Annotated in this window: 17 protein-coding genes; 9 read left to right on the top strand and 8 right to left on the bottom strand. The window is 71.9% G+C overall.

What is annotated here, in order from left to right; genetic code table 11:
* Positions 1-11: 11 nt before the first annotated feature.
* Both O7604_RS14545 and O7604_RS14540 read right to left on the bottom strand, forming a co-directional pair.
* Complete coding sequence (locus O7604_RS14545) at positions 12-1163, bottom strand: cupin domain-containing protein (RefSeq protein ID WP_269704320.1); 1152 nt, start codon at positions 1161-1163, stop codon at positions 12-14.
* Positions 1147-1587: a hypothetical protein gene (locus O7604_RS14540; RefSeq protein ID WP_269704318.1), complete on the bottom strand. Its 441-nt coding sequence runs from the start codon at positions 1585-1587 to the stop codon at positions 1147-1149. Before O7604_RS14540 ends, O7604_RS14545 begins: the two co-directional genes overlap by 17 nt.
* Here O7604_RS14540 and O7604_RS14535 point away from each other — a divergent pair.
* Positions 1580-2311, top strand: a complete 732-nt coding sequence (locus O7604_RS14535) for a DUF1275 family protein (protein ID WP_281579870.1) — start codon at positions 1580-1582, stop codon at positions 2309-2311. The two genes, O7604_RS14540 and O7604_RS14535, sit on opposite strands and share 8 nt — an antisense overlap.
* Before the next feature lie 12 nt (positions 2312-2323).
* On the opposite strand, the gene ligD is transcribed toward O7604_RS14535, so the two are convergent.
* Complete coding sequence (ligD, locus tag O7604_RS14530) at positions 2324-3283, bottom strand: non-homologous end-joining DNA ligase (protein ID WP_281579869.1); 960 nt, start codon at positions 3281-3283, stop codon at positions 2324-2326.
* A gap of 89 nt (positions 3284-3372) precedes the next feature.
* Here ligD and O7604_RS14525 point away from each other — a divergent pair, with 89 nt between their 5' ends.
* On the top strand, positions 3373-3774 hold the full coding sequence (locus tag O7604_RS14525; RefSeq protein ID WP_281579868.1) for a helix-turn-helix domain-containing protein: 402 nt from the start codon (positions 3373-3375) through the stop codon (positions 3772-3774).
* Position 3775: 1 nt separating this feature from the next.
* Here O7604_RS14525 and O7604_RS14520 read toward each other — a convergent pair whose 3' ends face one another.
* Positions 3776-4954, bottom strand: a complete 1179-nt coding sequence (locus tag O7604_RS14520) for an NAD(P)/FAD-dependent oxidoreductase (RefSeq protein ID WP_281579867.1) — start codon at positions 4952-4954, stop codon at positions 3776-3778.
* 56 nt (positions 4955-5010) lie between these two features.
* Here O7604_RS14520 and O7604_RS14515 point away from each other — a divergent pair, with 56 nt between their 5' ends.
* From O7604_RS14515 to O7604_RS14505, 3 genes are all read left to right on the top strand, one after another.
* On the top strand, positions 5011-5601 hold the full coding sequence (locus O7604_RS14515; RefSeq protein WP_269704310.1) for a PadR family transcriptional regulator: 591 nt from the start codon (positions 5011-5013) through the stop codon (positions 5599-5601).
* Between the two features lie 91 nt (positions 5602-5692).
* Entirely contained in the window at positions 5693-6238 is a 546-nt protein-coding gene (locus O7604_RS14510) for a TetR/AcrR family transcriptional regulator (RefSeq protein WP_281579866.1), read from the top strand.
* 28 nt (positions 6239-6266) lie between these two features.
* Positions 6267-8447 (top strand): MMPL family transporter, encoded by a 2181-nt coding sequence (locus O7604_RS14505; protein WP_269704306.1) that lies wholly within the window; start codon positions 6267-6269, stop codon positions 8445-8447.
* 35 nt (positions 8448-8482) lie between these two features.
* On the opposite strand, the gene O7604_RS14500 is transcribed toward O7604_RS14505, so the two are convergent.
* The gene (locus tag O7604_RS14500; RefSeq protein ID WP_269704304.1) at positions 8483-9739 is read right to left on the bottom strand and encodes an erythromycin esterase family protein; all 1257 of its coding nucleotides are present in this window, start codon (positions 9737-9739) and stop codon (positions 8483-8485) included.
* Between the two features lie 117 nt (positions 9740-9856).
* On the opposite strand from O7604_RS14500, the gene O7604_RS14495 reads away from it, so the two are divergent.
* Entirely contained in the window at positions 9857-10054 is a 198-nt protein-coding gene (locus O7604_RS14495) for a DUF2795 domain-containing protein (RefSeq protein WP_043328589.1), read from the top strand.
* Positions 10055-10124: 70 nt separating this feature from the next.
* On the opposite strand, the gene O7604_RS14490 is transcribed toward O7604_RS14495, so the two are convergent.
* Positions 10125-11021, bottom strand: coding sequence for a Gfo/Idh/MocA family oxidoreductase (locus tag O7604_RS14490; protein WP_281579865.1), 897 nt, complete (start codon positions 11019-11021; stop codon positions 10125-10127).
* Between the two features lie 125 nt (positions 11022-11146).
* On the opposite strand from O7604_RS14490, the gene O7604_RS14485 reads away from it, so the two are divergent.
* Both O7604_RS14485 and O7604_RS14480 read left to right on the top strand, forming a co-directional pair.
* The gene (locus tag O7604_RS14485) at positions 11147-11563 is read left to right on the top strand and encodes a hypothetical protein (RefSeq protein WP_281579864.1); all 417 of its coding nucleotides are present in this window, start codon (positions 11147-11149) and stop codon (positions 11561-11563) included.
* On the top strand, positions 11556-11972 hold the full coding sequence (locus tag O7604_RS14480) for a hypothetical protein (RefSeq protein WP_269704300.1): 417 nt from the start codon (positions 11556-11558) through the stop codon (positions 11970-11972). The genes O7604_RS14485 and O7604_RS14480 overlap by 8 nt, the downstream gene beginning before the upstream one ends.
* A 25-nt stretch (positions 11973-11997) precedes the next feature.
* On the opposite strand, the gene fabG is transcribed toward O7604_RS14480, so the two are convergent.
* Both fabG and O7604_RS14470 read right to left on the bottom strand, forming a co-directional pair.
* Entirely contained in the window at positions 11998-12756 is a 759-nt protein-coding gene (gene fabG, locus O7604_RS14475; RefSeq protein ID WP_013288301.1) for a 3-oxoacyl-ACP reductase FabG, read from the bottom strand.
* Positions 12757-12817: 61 nt separating this feature from the next.
* Positions 12818-14470 carry an alpha-amylase family protein gene (locus O7604_RS14470; RefSeq protein ID WP_269704298.1) on the bottom strand — a complete coding sequence of 551 codons (1653 nt, stop codon included), beginning with the start codon at positions 14468-14470 and terminating at the stop codon, positions 12818-12820.
* Positions 14471-14523: 53 nt separating this feature from the next.
* Between O7604_RS14470 and O7604_RS14465 the strand changes: the two genes are divergently transcribed.
* Positions 14524-15117, top strand: a complete 594-nt coding sequence (locus tag O7604_RS14465; RefSeq protein WP_269704296.1) for a DUF1349 domain-containing protein — start codon at positions 14524-14526, stop codon at positions 15115-15117.
* The last annotated feature ends 61 nt before the right edge of the window (positions 15118-15178 follow it).

Raw genomic sequence — 15178 nt, 5'->3', positions numbered from 1 at the left:
AGCCGTCGTTCTCAGTGCCGTTGCAGCGGGCTCTTCGTCTTCGGAAGCGCCTCGACCAGCTCGCGTGGCACGTTGATCGTGTCGGCGACCACCTCCGGCGGGATGTTCGCCAGCCACTGCGCGAGCGACACGTCCTCGAACTTCGCGGTCCGGAACAGCTCCAGGTAGACGAAGGGCTTGTCGCCGATGTTCTCGATGTAGTGGCCCATCGAGATCGGTACGTAGCCGACGTCGCCGGTCTCCATGTTGAAGGTGCGCGCGGTGGCGTGGTTGGCGAAGACGCCCATGCGTCCCTTGCCCGAGATCACGTACTGCATCTCCGCGCCGTTCGGGTGCCAGTGCAGCTCCCGCATCGCGCCGGGCTCGATCTCCACCAGCGCGGCGGTGGTGGTGATCGCCGCGGCGAAGTTGCTCGAGTCGGCGATTCGTACGCTGCCGCCCTCGAACTTCTCCGGCGTCTGCGCGAGGAGGCTGTGCTTGAACGTCCGGGGCACGTCGCCGGTGGGGCTGAACACCCGGTCCTCGGCCAGCGGTGGCGGGCTCTGACCCGGGAAGATGTAGCGTTCCGACTCGGGCGGGAAGTTGGCCATCTGCTGCATCGTCCAGCCGAAGTTCTTGGCGATGACCTCCCTCGGCACATGCGCGAAGAAGTCCGTGACCTGGAACGTTCCGTCCTCGGAGTAGCAGCCGTCGTCGAAGACGAGCAGGAACTCCACGCCCTCGTCGTGGGCCTGGATGTGGTGCGGGATGCCGGCCGGAAAATACCAGAGGTCCCCGGCCTTGACGTCCTCCAGGAAGTTGCGCCCCTCCTGGTCCACAGCGGCGATCCGGCAACTGCCGGACAGGATGAAGGCCCATTCGGACTGGATGTGCCAGTGCAGTTCCCGGTAGGCGCCGGGGTCGAGCTTCATGTTCACGATCGCCAGGTCGTGGGCGATCGGCAGCAGGCGGTTCGTGACCTCCCGGGTCCAGCCGCCGCTCTCCCGGCGGGTGTGGGCCAGCGAGAACGGGAACACCAGGTTCGGCATGAGGCCGTGGTCGGTCGACGGCGGGTTCACCAGGTCCGGGTGGGTGTCGTCGATCGCCGGGTTGCGCGGAACGGTGCCGACCATCGAGTGGTCCTTCGCCGATCCCTTGCCGACGGAGTCAGTGGATCTGGGCATGACGGATGTCCTTCCGGGTGAGGGCCGCCGGCTCGGTGGCCCGGGACGGGACGAACAACGCCCGCAGGTGCTCCGGGCTCTGAACGGCCACCGCGAGCGGAATCGCGACACAGAGGAACAGCGACGCCGCGATGCTCCAGAACGGAGCATCAGTGGCGACTCCGGCGACGGCCAGGGCCGCGATCGAATAGAACGTGACGCGGATTCTGGCGACGGGGAGCACGAACATGCGCTCGGCCTCCTTCGGCTTCGAGTCTCGCCGTCGAGACGCAATTGCGATGCTGCCGAACCGGATGCCGATGGTGAATAACGCGATCGCGCCATTCACCGGAAACGACAGGAAACACTTTTCCCGGCACTTTCCCGCATCGCGTGCCCCCACGGTTTCACGGGCGCAGCCGGGGGTAGGGAGGGCGATGCCCAACGACGCTGAGGATCGCTGGCGGGTAGGGGAATACGACTTCCACGTACCGCTTCTGGCACTTGCGCTCGCCACCGGCCTCGCCGGCGTTGTCGACGCTTTCTCGTTCCTCAGGTACAAGGTGTTCGTGGGTATTCAGACCGGCAACGTGGCGTTCGTCGGAATGGGGGCCGCCGATCACTTTCCGCCCTGGCCGGCCGCGGTGGCGTCGCTTGGCGCGTTCGGTCTCGGCGGTCTGCTCGGCGCCGGTATCCGCCGCCTCCGTCCGGCCGGTCCGCTCACCCCGCCGGGCATGGAACTGCTCGCCATGCTGGCGCTGCTCGTGCTCTGGGGGCTGGTGGACCGGTCGCTCGACTCGGGGCGCGACTCGATGACCGAGCGCACGATCCTGACCGCGCTGCTGGCGTTCCCGGTCGGCATCCTCGGCGGGTTGATCGTCCGCACGTTCGGCGTGCAGACCGCCACGTCGTACCAGACCGGAACCGTGCTGCGGACGACGAAGGGCATCGCCGACTGGGTGTTCGAGCCGGAGGGCCGGGCCGCGGCCGGGCGGCTCGCCGCGACCGGCCTGCTCTGCCTGGTCAGCTACGCGATCGGCGGGTTCGTGGGCGCGGCCACCGAGACCCGCCCGATCTGGACGATGATCGTCACCTGGGCCCTGGCCGTGGTGCTCGTCGCGTCCACCTGGGGCAAGCACCCGCCGGCGGTGGTGACCCGGCGGCGCTGACGGGGACCGACCTCAGCCGGCTTCGCGGCGGGCCTTGGCGCGGCGCTTTCCCTCGTGCATCGCCTGCACCCGGGCCACCGGGATGGTCCGCCCCTGCTCGACCAGGTCCGCCGGCAGGCGCTGCGGCGCGGGCAGCGCCTCCGCCCAGGGATCCCGGTCGCCCAGCAGAGCGGGCACGGTCCGCACGGTGAAGTCGCCCGGGCTCGCCGACTCCAGGTCGGTCCAGCCCACCGGGTACGACACCGGGGCGCCGGGCCGGATCCGAGGGCTGTAGGCAGCCACCACAGTCGCCCCGTACGCCCGGGTGGAGTCGACGAAGACGCGGCCGCCGCGGTCGGCGACGATGAACGCGGTGGTCGCGGCCGCCGGATCGAGCCGTTCGGTACGGGCGGCGAGCGCCCGGGTCGCGGCGGCGGCCTCCTCCGCCGTGGTGGCCGGGTCCACGGGCACGATCACGTGCAGCCCCTTGGCGCCGCTCGTCTTCACCGCGCCGGCCAGCCCGGCGTCGGCGAGCGCCTGCCGCACCAGCAGCGCGACCCGCACCACGGCGCCGAACGCGTCCCCCTCCGGGGGATCGAGGTCGAGCACCAGGTGGGTCGGGTGCTCGGCCTGCCCGGCGGGGGCGAGCGTCGGGTGGTACTCCACGGCGCGCTGGTTGGCGAACCAGAGCAGCGTGCGGCGGTCGTCGCAGAGGGCGTACGAGATCCGCCGGTGCGACGCCTCCGCCCACACCTCGGTGCGGCGTACCCAGTCGGGCGTGTACTTCGGCAGGTTCTTCTGCATGAACGGGTCCTGGCCGGGCCGCACCCGCAGCACCGACAGCGGCCGGTCCCGCAGTTCCGGCAGGATCCGGTCAGCCATCGCGTCGAGGTAGTCGACCAGGTCGCGTTTCGTCGCCCCGGCGCCGTCGAACAGCGGCTGGTCGAGGTTGGTCAGCGACACTCCGGCCCGGGTCTCGTCGGCGGCACCCATCGGACCACCTTCCCGGGCCGGGCCCGGCTCGGCAACCCCGACACGGTGCCCGGCGCGCTCCGGTGGCCGGCACCTGCGACGATCGAGGCGTGGGCGAGCAGGAGGCGAACCGGTGCGGGTCCGGCCCGGCGGAGCAGGCGAACGCCTGCACCGTGCGGGAGGCGCTGGACCGGGTGGGCGGTAAGTGGGCCATCGGCATCCTGATCGCCGCCTCGGCCGGCCCGGTCCGCTTCACCGAGCTGGAGCGCCGGGTGGAGGGGATCAGCCGCCGGATGCTCACACTGACGCTGCGCAACCTGGAGCGGGACGGGCTGCTGAACCGGCACGTCCACCCCTGCGTGCCGCCGAAGGTCGAGTACACGGCCACCCCGATGGCCCGGGAGCTGTACGACTCGCTGGTGGCGCTGACCAGTTGGGCCGAACGGCACCGGGAGGCGATCAGCGCGGCCCGGGCCGCGTACGACCGCAGGCACGGCCACCCGCCGGTCTGACTCAGCCCTCCACCCGCTGCGCCCAGTCGATGTGGTGGTCGAACAGCCAGGCCTGGGCGGCGCCGCCGTTACGCGCCAGGTAGCGGGCGGCGAGCGGCATGCCCAGGTCCCGGACCAACCGCCCGACCGGGCCGGCGACCTTCGTGGTGCTGGTCCGCCGCCCCTGCGCGACCACCCGCTCCACCCGGTCGCGGCGCAGCCGCTCGTAGGCCCGGAACGCGGCCGGCACGTCCGGCAGGTCGCGCAGGCAGCGGGCGAGCTGGACGGCGTCCTCGAAGGCCATCGCCGCGCCCTGCCCGGAGGAGGGGGCGGCGGTGTGCGCCGCGTCGCCGATCACGATCATGCGGTCGCGGTGCCAGACCGGCACCGAGGGCAGGTCGTACGTGGGCCAGCCGTACTCGATCCGCGCGGTGTGGTCGAGGATCGTCGTCGCCGGTCCCGGATCGCCGGCGAGCAACGCGCGCAGCCGGGACCGGGCCTCGTCCGGGCCGATCGCGGCGAGGTGTTCCCGGCTCGGCTCGTCCGGCTGCGGCGGGTTGGCGAACCACCAGACCTCGTCCTCCCCCACCACGATCCAGCAGAAGAAGCAGCGCCGGCCGAACATCATCTGCATCACGCCGCGCTCGTCGGGCAGGCGCAGCCCGTGGGCGAAGCCGCCGGCGTTCAGCAGCGGCACGTAGCGGGGCGCGGGGGCGGCCGGGTCGATCAGCGCGCGGACCCGGGAGCGCAGCCCGTCGGCGCCGACGAGCAGGTCGCCGTGGGCGGTGCGGCCGTCGGCGAACCGGGCGGTCACACCGCCGCCGGTCGAGTCGGCGCCGGTCAGGCGCGCGCCGTGGACGAACTCGAGGCCCCGGCGCAGCGCCTCGTCGCGCAGCGCGCGGTAGAGGTCAGACCGGCCGACGGTACGGCTGCCCGGGGCGCCGAACTCGGCGAGCCGGCGCCCGCGATGGTTGTGCATGAGCATCCGGGGTGTCGGGTGTCCGAGCCCGGCCACCAGGTCGTCGAGGTCGATCGCGCGCAGCGCGTCGAGCCCGTTTGCCGAGAGCGTCAGGAAGGCGCCCACTCCGACCGCGTCCCGCGGGTACGCCTCGTACACCGAGGCGTCGATGCCTGCGCGCCGCAGCGCCATGGCGGCGACCGGGCCGGCCAGTCCGGCACCGACGACGACAGCTTTAGTCATGCAATGACTATACATAAAATGACTATGGCGCGACAGGGGGCACCTAGGGTGGGGCCATGACGGTTCGTCGCTCGCCGCTGGCGATGATGGTGCTGGCCCTCCTGGTCGAGGAGCCGATGCACGCGTACCGGATGCAGCAGCTCATCCGGGAGCGGGAGAAGCACGACGTGGTGAACGTCGCGCAGCGCAACAGCATCTACCAGACCATCGAGCGGCTGCGCCGCGACGAGCTGATCCGGGTGGCCGAGACCAGGCGCGAGGAGGGGCGGCCGGAGCGCATCGTGTACGCGCTCACACCGGCCGGCCGGAGCACGCTCGACGGGTGGCTCGCCGACGCGCTCGCCACCCCCGCCCGGGAGTTCCCGGAGTTCCCCGCCGCGCTGTCGTTCCTGCCGATCCTGCCGCCCGAGGAGGCGGCCCGGCGGCTCGACCAGCGGGCCGGCGCCATCGAGGCACGGTTGCGTGAGCGTGAGGCGGCGCTGGCCGGGGTACAGCTCCCCCGGCTCTTCCTGGTCGAGGACGAATACCAACTGACGCTGCTCCGCGCCGAACTGGACTGGGTACGCGCGCTCGTCGCCGACCTGCGCTCCGGCGCGCTCACCTGGTCCGGGGAATGGCTCGCCGACTGGACCGGGACACCGGCCTGACCTGCGGGAACGTGCCGTTGTGGCGAACGCCACGCGGCGGATCTGACCGATCGGTCAGCACCTGACCGATCGGTCAGGCATGCTGGAGGACATGGCGCGACCCACCCCCGCCACCCACGACGAGCTGCTGGCCGCTGCCGCTCGCCGGTTCGCCGTCACCGGATACAAGGGCACCTCACTGCAGGACATCGCCCGCGACGTCGGCTGCTCCAAGGCGACGGTGCTCTACCACTTCGCCAGCAAGGAAGCCCTGCTCTGCGAGCTGATGGCCCCGGCCATCACCATGCTGGAGGAGCTGGACGCCCGGATCGCCGCACACACCGGCGCCGAGGCCCAGCGCGTCGCCGCCGACGGCTTCGTCGACCTGGCGGTCCGCTTCCGCCGGGAGATCGCGCTGCTGCGGGGAGAGTTCCCCGACCTGCTCCAGCAGCCCGCGTTCGCCCACATCCAGCAGATCTCCGAACAACTGGTCGCCGCGTTCGCCGGCTTCTCCGATCGCCCGGAGGCACGCGTCGCGGCGCTCGTCGTGCTCGCCGGGATCGCCGAGACCTGCGGCGAGTTCCTGGACATCCCCGACGACCAGCTGCGACCCGCGCTGCTCGCCGTGGCGTACCGCGCGCTCGAAGTCACCACCTGATCCGTTTCTGCGAGGACAAGGAAGGTCCATGGCGACCCTGCTGTACCGGCTCGGCCGGGCATCCCTGCGCCGGCGGCGACTCGTCGCCGTCGTCTGGCTCGTCGTACTCGTCGGCCTCGGCCTGGCCGCGGCCACGCTGCGAGGCCCGACGGCGAGCAACTTCACCATGCCGGGCACCGAGTCGCAGAAGGCGATCGACCTGCTCGCCGACCGCTTCCCGGCGGCCAGCGGCGCCACCGGCACCATCGCGATCAAGGCGCCACAGGACGGCGCGCTGACCACGCCCGCCGGACAGGCCGTGGTCAAGCAGGTCACGGAGGAGGCGGCCACGCTCCCGGGCGTGGTCGGCGCGGTCGACCCGTACCAGGCCCAGGCCCTCACCCCGGACGGCCGGTACGCGCTGATCCAGGTGCAGTTCGCCGGCGGCGCGGACGAGGTCACCGACGAGCAGCGCGAGGCGTACGAGAAGGTCGGCGCCCAGGCCGAGACGCAGGGCTGGCAGATCGCGCCCGGCGGCGAGGTGCTCAACGGTGAGCCGGAGGTCGGCTCGACCGAGGCGATCGGCGTGCTGGTCGCGGCGATCGTCCTGGTGATCACGTTCGGCTCGCTCGTGGCGGCCGGGATGACCATGCTGAACGCGCTGATCGGTGTCGGCGTCGGCATGGCCGGTCTGTTCGCGCTCAGCGGCGCGGTCGAACTGACCAGCACCGCGCCGATTCTGGCGCTGATGCTCGGCCTCGCGGTCGGCATCGACTACTCGCTGTTCATCACCTCCCGGCACCGGCAGAACCTCCTCGACGGACTCTCCCCGGAGGAGGCGGTCGGCCGCGCGGTCGGCACCGCCGGTTCCGCTGTGGTCTTCGCCGGCGCGACCGTCGTGGTGGCGCTCGCCGGCCTGGCCGTGGTGGGCATCCCGTTCCTCACCGTGATGGGCCTGGCCGCCGCCGGCACCGTCACCGTGGCCGTGCTGGTGGCGATCACGCTGGCTCCGGCGCTGCTCGGCTTCGCCGGCCACAAGGTGCTGCCGCGCAAGCTGCGTGACCGCAAGGCGGTCGAGGACCCGGCCACCGGCTCGGAGGACCGCTCCGGCTTCGGCTTCCGCTGGGCGCGGTGGGTGACCCGGTTCCGCATCCCGGTGATCCTGGTCGGCCTGCTCGGCCTCGGCCTGCTCGCGATCCCGGCGCAGGACATGCGCCTGGCGCTGCCGGACGCGTCCGCCGCCGCCGAGGGCACCCCGGCCCGGGTCAGCAGCGACCTGATCCGCGAGGGCTTCGGCCCCGGCTTCACCGGCCGGCTCGCGGTCGTGGTGACCGCCGACTCGCCGCAGGACACCCAGGCCGCCATCCCGCAGGTGACCGCGCTGGTCCAGAAGACCGACGGGGTGCTGGCGGTGGCCCCGCCGCAGGTCGACCCGTCGGGGCGTACCGCGCTGATCGGGGTGATCCCGAAGTCCGGCCCGACCGACGAGGCCACCGAGACGGTGGTGCACGACATCCGTAAGCAGGTCTCCGGCATCCAGAACGCCGACGTGCTGCTCACCGGCGTCACCGCGGTCGGCATCGACGTGTCGGAGAAGCTCTCCGACGCGCTGCCGGTCTACCTGCTGCTGGTGGTGGGCCTGTCGATCCTGCTGCTGATGCTGGTGTTCCGGTCGATCCTGGTGCCGGTCAAGGCGGCGCTGGGCTTTCTGCTCACCGTGGCGGCCACATTCGGCATCACCGTGGCGGTGTTCCAGCAGGGCCACCTGGCCGACCTGGTCGGCCTGGACACCCCGGCCCCGCTGGTCAGCTTCCTGCCTATCCTGCTCATCGGCATCCTGTTCGGCCTGGCCATGGACTACGAGGTCTTCCTGGTCTCCCGGATGCGCGAGGACTTCGTGCACGGCGACACGGCTCAGCAGGCCACCATCAACGGCATGGGGCACGGCGCCCGGGTGGTCACCGCCGCCGCGCTCATCATGATCTCGGTGTTCGGCGGCTTCGTCTTCCTGGAGGACCCGATCATCAAGTCGATGGGCTTCGCGCTCGCGATCGGTGTCGCCATCGACGCGTTCGTGGTCCGGATGACGATCGTGCCGGCGGTGATGTCGTTGCTGAACAACGCCGCCTGGTGGCTGCCGCGCTGGCTGAACAAGATCCTGCCCAACGTGGACGTCGAGGGCGAGGGCCTGCGGGCCCACCTCGCCGAGAAGCAGCACGCGAACGTGTGAGCCGCACGGGTGGGGCCCCGCGGGGCCCCACCCGGTCACACCCCCGCCGGGTACGTCTCCATCTCGCCCGGCGTCACGCGCGCCGGCAGCGGGTGCAGCGCCGTCGTCTCGTCGCACCAGATGAACGCGTCGTAGCGCTCACCCAGCCGGGTCGGCACGTAGTTGCCCCAGGACTCGAAGCTCGGGTCGTACACCACCCCGATCGCCCGGTGGTCCGCCTCGCCGGTCACCCATTCCGGCTGGTCGTCGCCGCCGAACACGAGCACCGCCCGGTCCGGCATCAGCTCGTGCAGCCGGTGCTCCACCGAACCCTCCCGGGCCGGCGGCACCACCATCGTCTCGGCCGGTGAGCCCCAGCGCGGCGCGGCGACCACGCTGCCGTGCCAGCTGCCGAAGCCGATCAGTGCCACCGCGTCCCGGCCGTGCCGTTCCCGGCCGAGCTGCCCGATGTTGACCATGCCGTCCGCCGCCATGTCGGTGGCCCGGGCGTCGCCGACGTGCGTGTTGTGCGCCCACACGATCCCCCGCGAGCCCGGCCCGTACCGGTCCAGCAGCCGGTCGAGCGTGTCGGCCATGTGGACGTCGCGGACGTTCCACGACTCGGGGCCGCCGCCGACCATGGACCGGTAGTACCGTTCCGCGCCGGCCACCACCTCCGCGTTCTGCCAGGCCGAGAAGCGGTCCGGGCCGTCCGCGGCGGCCTGTTCCCGGGTACGCGCCAGCAGCCGTACCACCTCCTCCTCGCACCGTGCGGAGACGAACCGGCTGGCCATCCCGTACTCCTCGACCCGTTTGCCGTACGGCTCGAAGCAGCGGTACGCCTCCTGGGCCGCCTCCAGCGAGGCCGGGTCCTCCTCACCGAGGTAGTCGAAGATGGCCTGCATCGACTCCCAGAGGGAATACACGTCCAGGCCGTGGAAACCGGCCCGCTCCCCCTCGGGGCATTCCAGGTTCCACGCCCGCAGCCAGCGGCAGAAGCGGGCCACCTCGGCGTTCGCCCACATCCAGGTCGGCCAGCGTTCGAACCGTTCCAGCGCGACGAGCGGATCGGCCAGACCGCCGGGCGCTCCCACCACCGATCGGTGCACCCGGTCGCAGTCCGGCCAGTCCCCCTCCACCGCCACGAAGTCGAAGCCCTGCTCGGCGATGAGCCGCCGGGTCAGCTGTTCCCGCAGCCGGTAGTAGTCGTAGCTGCCGTGCGTCGCCTCGCCGATCATCACCACCCGGGCGTCCCGTACGCGGTCCAGCAAGGGGTCGAAGTCGCTCGGCGCGCCGAGCCGCTGTACCAGCATGTCCGCGGCTACCCGGGGCCCGCCGGGGCAAACCGCCGGGGCCGGGAGCGGCATTCCCGCCGCCGGCTCCGGGCCGGCGGCGGGAATGCCGCCGGGCTCAGCGGGTAGCCGGGCGGCATGACCGTCACCGGCGCGCAGTTGCAGGAGTTCCTGGCCGGGCTGGACTACCCGGTCTCCCGGGAGGACCTGGTCCGCTGGGGCCAGGAGAACGGCGCGAGCACCGAGGCGCTCCAGGCGTTGCGATCCCTACCGGCCGAGGAGTTCCAGTCCCCCACCGAACTGGGCGAGGCGATCGTCACGCTGGCCGGCGCCTGATCTGCGCCTGACCTGCGGGTGTTAAGAGGGGCCCCTTCCTCTACCGGAGGCGTTAATAAGGGGCCCTTCCTTACAGTTCGACGGTGCGGGCCTGGGCGCGGGCGGTCTGCGCGGCGTCCAGCACGGCCACCACCTCGCGCCCGAACCGCACGTCGCAGCGGTGGTCGCGGGTGCCGGCGTCGACCTCCTCCAGCAACTGGTCGAGCGCGGCGCCGAACGCCTGGAGCGCGCTGCCGTCGCCGGGCGGGACGGTCTCGGTGCCGTTCTCGCCGAAGAAGACGAAGTCCCGGGTGACCGCCTCGGACGGCGCGTCCAGGGTCAGCGACAGCGAACTGGTCGCGCCGCCGTCGTGGGTGAGCAGCAGGTGCACCAGGCCGCTCGGGCCGTCCATGGCGGCGACCCGGGTGACCCGGCCGAGCACCGGCAGGATCAGCGACAACGCGTGCGGGCCGATGTCCCAGAGCGCGCCGCGCTCCCGCCGCCAGGTCGAGTCGCCGTACGGGTTACCCGGCTGGAAGATCGACGCGAACATGGTGGCGCGGGCGTGCTGCCAGCCGCCGGCCGCCGCGGTCGAGGCGAGGAAGCCGATCACGTTCGGGTGGAAACGCTGGGTGAAGAAGACCACCGAGGCCACCCCGGACGCCTGCGCCGCGTCGACCACCCGGTCGGCGTCGGCGAGGTCGAGCGCCAGCGGCTTGTCCAGCAGCAGGTGCCGCCCGGCGGTGGCGGCCCGGAGGGCGATGTCGGCCTGCACGTCCGGCGGGAGCGCCACCGCGACCGCGTCGGCGGCGTCGATCAGCGCGTCCACGTCGGTGAAGGCCGGTACGCCGTGCCGGGTGGCCAGTTCCTCCGCCTTCGCCGGGTTCCGCCCCCAGACACCGGCGAGCCGGGCCCGCGGGTGTGCCTCGATGGCCGCGGCGTGCGTCTCCGCCGCCCAGTAACCAGTGCCGAACAACCCGAACCGCACCCCGACCCCCTGCCGTCCACGTCCGCCACCGGCGTACGCCGGGACCGTGATCCACGCTAGTCGCCGGACCCGTCCGGCGCGCCCCGACCCGGCGGGCGAGCCGCTACTACACGGATTAGTAGGCTGTGCCGGTGAACGACACCGTGTCGACGACCAGCGCGGCAGCCGCCTCTCCGGTGGACGGGCCGCTCGCCACGGTCGCGATCGTGATCTCGCTGGCGGTCGCCGTCTGGGCCCTGGTGGCGGCGGTACGCCACCGGCCGCCGGACCGGATCCAGTTCGTCGGCCTGGCCGTGCTGGAGGTGGCGCTGCTCGCGCTCACCGTGGCGGCCCTCGTGGCGCTCGGCGGCGGGGATCGGCCGGGCGAGCCGGGCGCGTTCTTCGGTTACCTGGCGACGCTCGTCTGCCTGCCGCCGCTGGCCTGGGTGCTGGCCCGGATGGAGCCGACCCGCTGGGGCTCGGGCATCGTCTGCGCGATCTGCCTGGTCACGCCGGTCGTGGCGGTACGGCTGCAGCAGACCTGGGAGGTCCTCGGTGGCTGAGTCCACGACCGAGCAGCGCGCCACCAACCGCGGGCCGGGCCGGCTGCTGATCGCCGTCTACATCGTCTTCGCCATCGCCGCGACCTCGCGGGCGAGCTTGCAGATCGCCACGAAGTTCGACGAGGCGCCGGTGGCGTACCTGCTCTCCGCGGTGGCGGCGCTGATCTACATCGTGGCGGCGGTCGGGCTGGCCCGGGCCGGGCACGCCGGCCGCCGGGTCGCGCTGGCCTGCTGCACAGTCGAACTGGTCGGGGTGCTCGGGGTGGGTGTGCTGAGCATCGCCGACAAGGAGCTGTTCCCGGACGAGACGGTCTGGTCCGACTTCGGCAGCGGCTACGGCTACGTGCCGCTGGTGCTGCCGGTGCTCGGCCTGTTCTGGCTGTGGCGCACCCGGCGCGACCCCGCCTGAGCGGGCCCGCGCCGGGTCGGGCCGGTCAGTCCTTCGGACCGCCGGCGACGTAGATGACCTGGCCGGAGACGAAGGACGCGCCCTCGCTGGCCAGGAACGAGATGGTGTGCGCCACGTCCTCCGGGCGGCCGGGACGGCGGACCGGGATCTCGGCGGCGGCGTGCTTCTGCAGGTCGTCGAAGTCGACCTTCATCCGGGCCGCGGTGGCAGCGGTCATGTCGGTGACGATGAAGCCTGGCGCGACCGCGTTGACTGTCACCCCGAACGGGCCCAGCTCGATCGCCAGCGTCTTGGTGAAGCCCTGGAGGCCGGCCTTGGCGGCCGAGTAGTTGGCCTGGCCCCGGTTGCCGAGCGCGGACGTGCTGGACAGGTTGACGATCCGGCCCCACTTCGCCTCGACCATGTGCTTCTGCGCGGCCTGGCTGAACAGGAACGCCCCGCGCAGGTGCACGCCCATGACCGTGTCCCAGTCGCCCTCGGTCATCTTGAACAGCAGGTTGTCACGCAGCACGCCCGCGTTGTTGACGAGCACTGTCGGTGCGCCCAGTTCGGCGGCGATCCGTTCCACGGCGGCCTCGACCTGGGCCCGGTCGGACACGTCGGCGCCGACACCCAGCGCCCGGCCGCCGGCCGAGCCGATGGCGTCCACCGTCTCCTTGGTGGCGGACTCGTCGATGTCGACCACGGCGACGGCCATGCCGTCGGCCGCCAGCCGGCGGGCGGTCGCGGCCCCGATGCCGCGCGCGGCTCCGGTGACGATGGCGACGCGGGGCTCCTCCGACATGCTTACCTCCCGGTAACTTGTGGCTCGATCGAAGGAGCTTAACCCGCCGGTACGCCGCCCCCTACCGCTCGTGTCCCCGGCAGAGCCGGATCCACCGGTAGCCGTACCCGCCGAGCTTGAGCCGGTCGAGCTTGCCCACGTCCTCGTAGTTGCGGTCGCTGAGCACGTCGATCGGCAGGTCCGCCTCCGGCGCCAGCGTGCTCAGGTCCACCTCCACGTCCTCGGTGCCGAGATTGTGCAGGAAGACCATGGTCCCGGTACGCCCGTCGGCCCGGTGCGCGAGCACGCCCGACGGCATCGGCACATCGATGTACGTGGTGCTGCCCGAGCCGGTCTCCGGTGCCTCCCGCAGCGTCCGGATCATCCGCTCGAACCAGCCGAGCAGCGAGCGCGGGTCCTTGCGCTGGGCGGTGACGTTGACCTTCTGATAGCCGTACTCGCCCTTGTCGATCACCGGGCGGACCAGCTTCTCCGGCTCCGCGGTGGAGAAGCCGGCGTTGTCGGCGTACGACCACTGCATCGGGGTACGGATCGCGTCGCGCCCGTCCAGCGACAGGTCCTCCCCCATGCCGATCTCCTCGCCGTAGCGCAGCACGGGGGTGCCACGCAGCGAGAACTGCAGCGAGTACGCCAGCTCGATGTGCCGGCGGTCGTTGCCGAGCATGGGCGCCAGCCGGCGGCGGATGCCCCGGCCGTAGAGCTGCATGTTCTCGTCCGGGCCGAACTTCGCCAGCACGTCGTTGCGCTGGTCGGCGGTGAGCCGGGACAGGTCGATCTCGTCGTGGTTGCGCAGGAACGTGGCCCACTGGCCGCCGGTGGGCAGCTTCGGGGTGTCGCGCAACGCCTCGATGATCACCTCCGGGTCCTCCCGGGCCAGGGCGAGCATCAGCCGGCCGTTGAGCATGAAGTCGAACAGCATGTGGATCCGGTTGCCCGAGCCGCTGCCGTCACCGAAGTAGACGGGCAGCTCGTCCGGCTCGACGTTCGCCTCGGCGAGCAGGACCGCGTCGCCGCGCCGCCACTGCACGTGCTGGCGCAGGTCGGTGAGGAAGTCGAAGTCCTTGGGTGAGTTCGGGTTGCCCGGCTCGGTGCGCTCGATGATGAACGGCACGGCGTCCATCCGGAAGCCGGAGACGCCGAGCTGGAGCCAGAACGAGGTGATCTTCTTGATCTCCGCGCGGACCTTGGGGTTCTCGATGTTCAGGTCCGGCTGGAACTTGTAGAAGCGGTGGTAGTACCACGCCTTGGCGGTCCGGTCGTACGTCCACGTCTCGTGCTGCTCGCCCGGGAACACCATGCCCTGGTGGCGGTCGGCCGGCTCGTGGTCGGCCCAGACGTACCAGTCCCGGTACGGCGAATCCGGCGAGGAGCGGGCGGACTGGAACCACGGGTGCTGGTCGGAGGTGTGGTTGACCACCAGGTCGATGATCACCCGGATGCCCCTGTTGCTCGCCTGGTGCAGCAGTTCGGCGAAGTCGCCGAGGGTGCCCAGTCGCGGGTCGACGTTGTAGAAGTCGGTCGCGTCGTACCCGTCGTCCTCGTTCGGCGAGGGATGGATGGGGTTCAGCCAGAGGCACGTCACCCCGAGCCGGGCCAGGTAGTCCAGGCGCCCGATCACGCCCTGGAAGTCACCCACCCCGTCGCCGTCGGAGTCCGCGAAAGTGTCCACGTCGAGGCAGTAGACGACCGCCTCCTGATACCACCTGTCACCCATGCGAGGACTACTTCTCCGAACGCGCGCGGCGGCAAACCCGGTACGGTGCTCCGATGAGCGAGGAGGCGTACGACTGGTCCGCCGGCACCTGGCTGAACCCGCCGGAGCGGGCCGAGCCGGACGGTCGCGGCCTGCTGGTCGAGCCGCGCGGCGGCAGCGACTTCTGGCGGCGCACCAGCTACGGCTTCGTGCACGACGACGGCTCGGCGCTGCTCGCGCCGTTCGGCGTGGACAGCGCCGTGGAGGTGTCGTTCCTGCTCGACTACGCGGCCCAGTTCGACCAGGCCGGCGTGCTGGTCCGGGTGGACGAGCGGCGGTGGACCAAGGCCGGGGTCGAGGTGAGCGACGGCGTCCCGCAGGTCGGAGCAGTGGTCACCGACGAGTTCTCCGACTGGTCGGTCGCGCCGGTGCCGCAGTGGTCGGGCCGTGAGGTCACGGTCCGGGTGAGCCGGGCCGGCGACGCGCTGACGGTACGGGCCCGGTGTGACGACGAGCCGTGGCGGCTGGTCCGCGTCGCCCCGCTCGATCCGGCGGCGCAGGCGTCGGCCGGGCCGTACTGCTGTTCGCCCAGCCGGGGCGGCCTGGTGGTCCGCTTCACCGGCTGGCGGCGGGGTCCGGCGGACGCGGCGCTGCACCCGGAGGGCTGAGTCACAGGTGTGGCGGCAGCCGGTCCGGGTAACACTTCCGGATCTCCGGCTCTCGCGTGGA

The sequence above is a fragment of the Micromonospora sp. WMMA1947 genome (assembly GCF_027497355.1).
In the GTDB taxonomy this organism is placed as follows: Bacteria; Actinomycetota; Actinomycetes; order Mycobacteriales; family Micromonosporaceae; genus Micromonospora.
The sequence above is the reverse complement of the archived record's forward strand: the minus strand, read 5'-3'. Positions and strand labels throughout refer to the sequence as shown.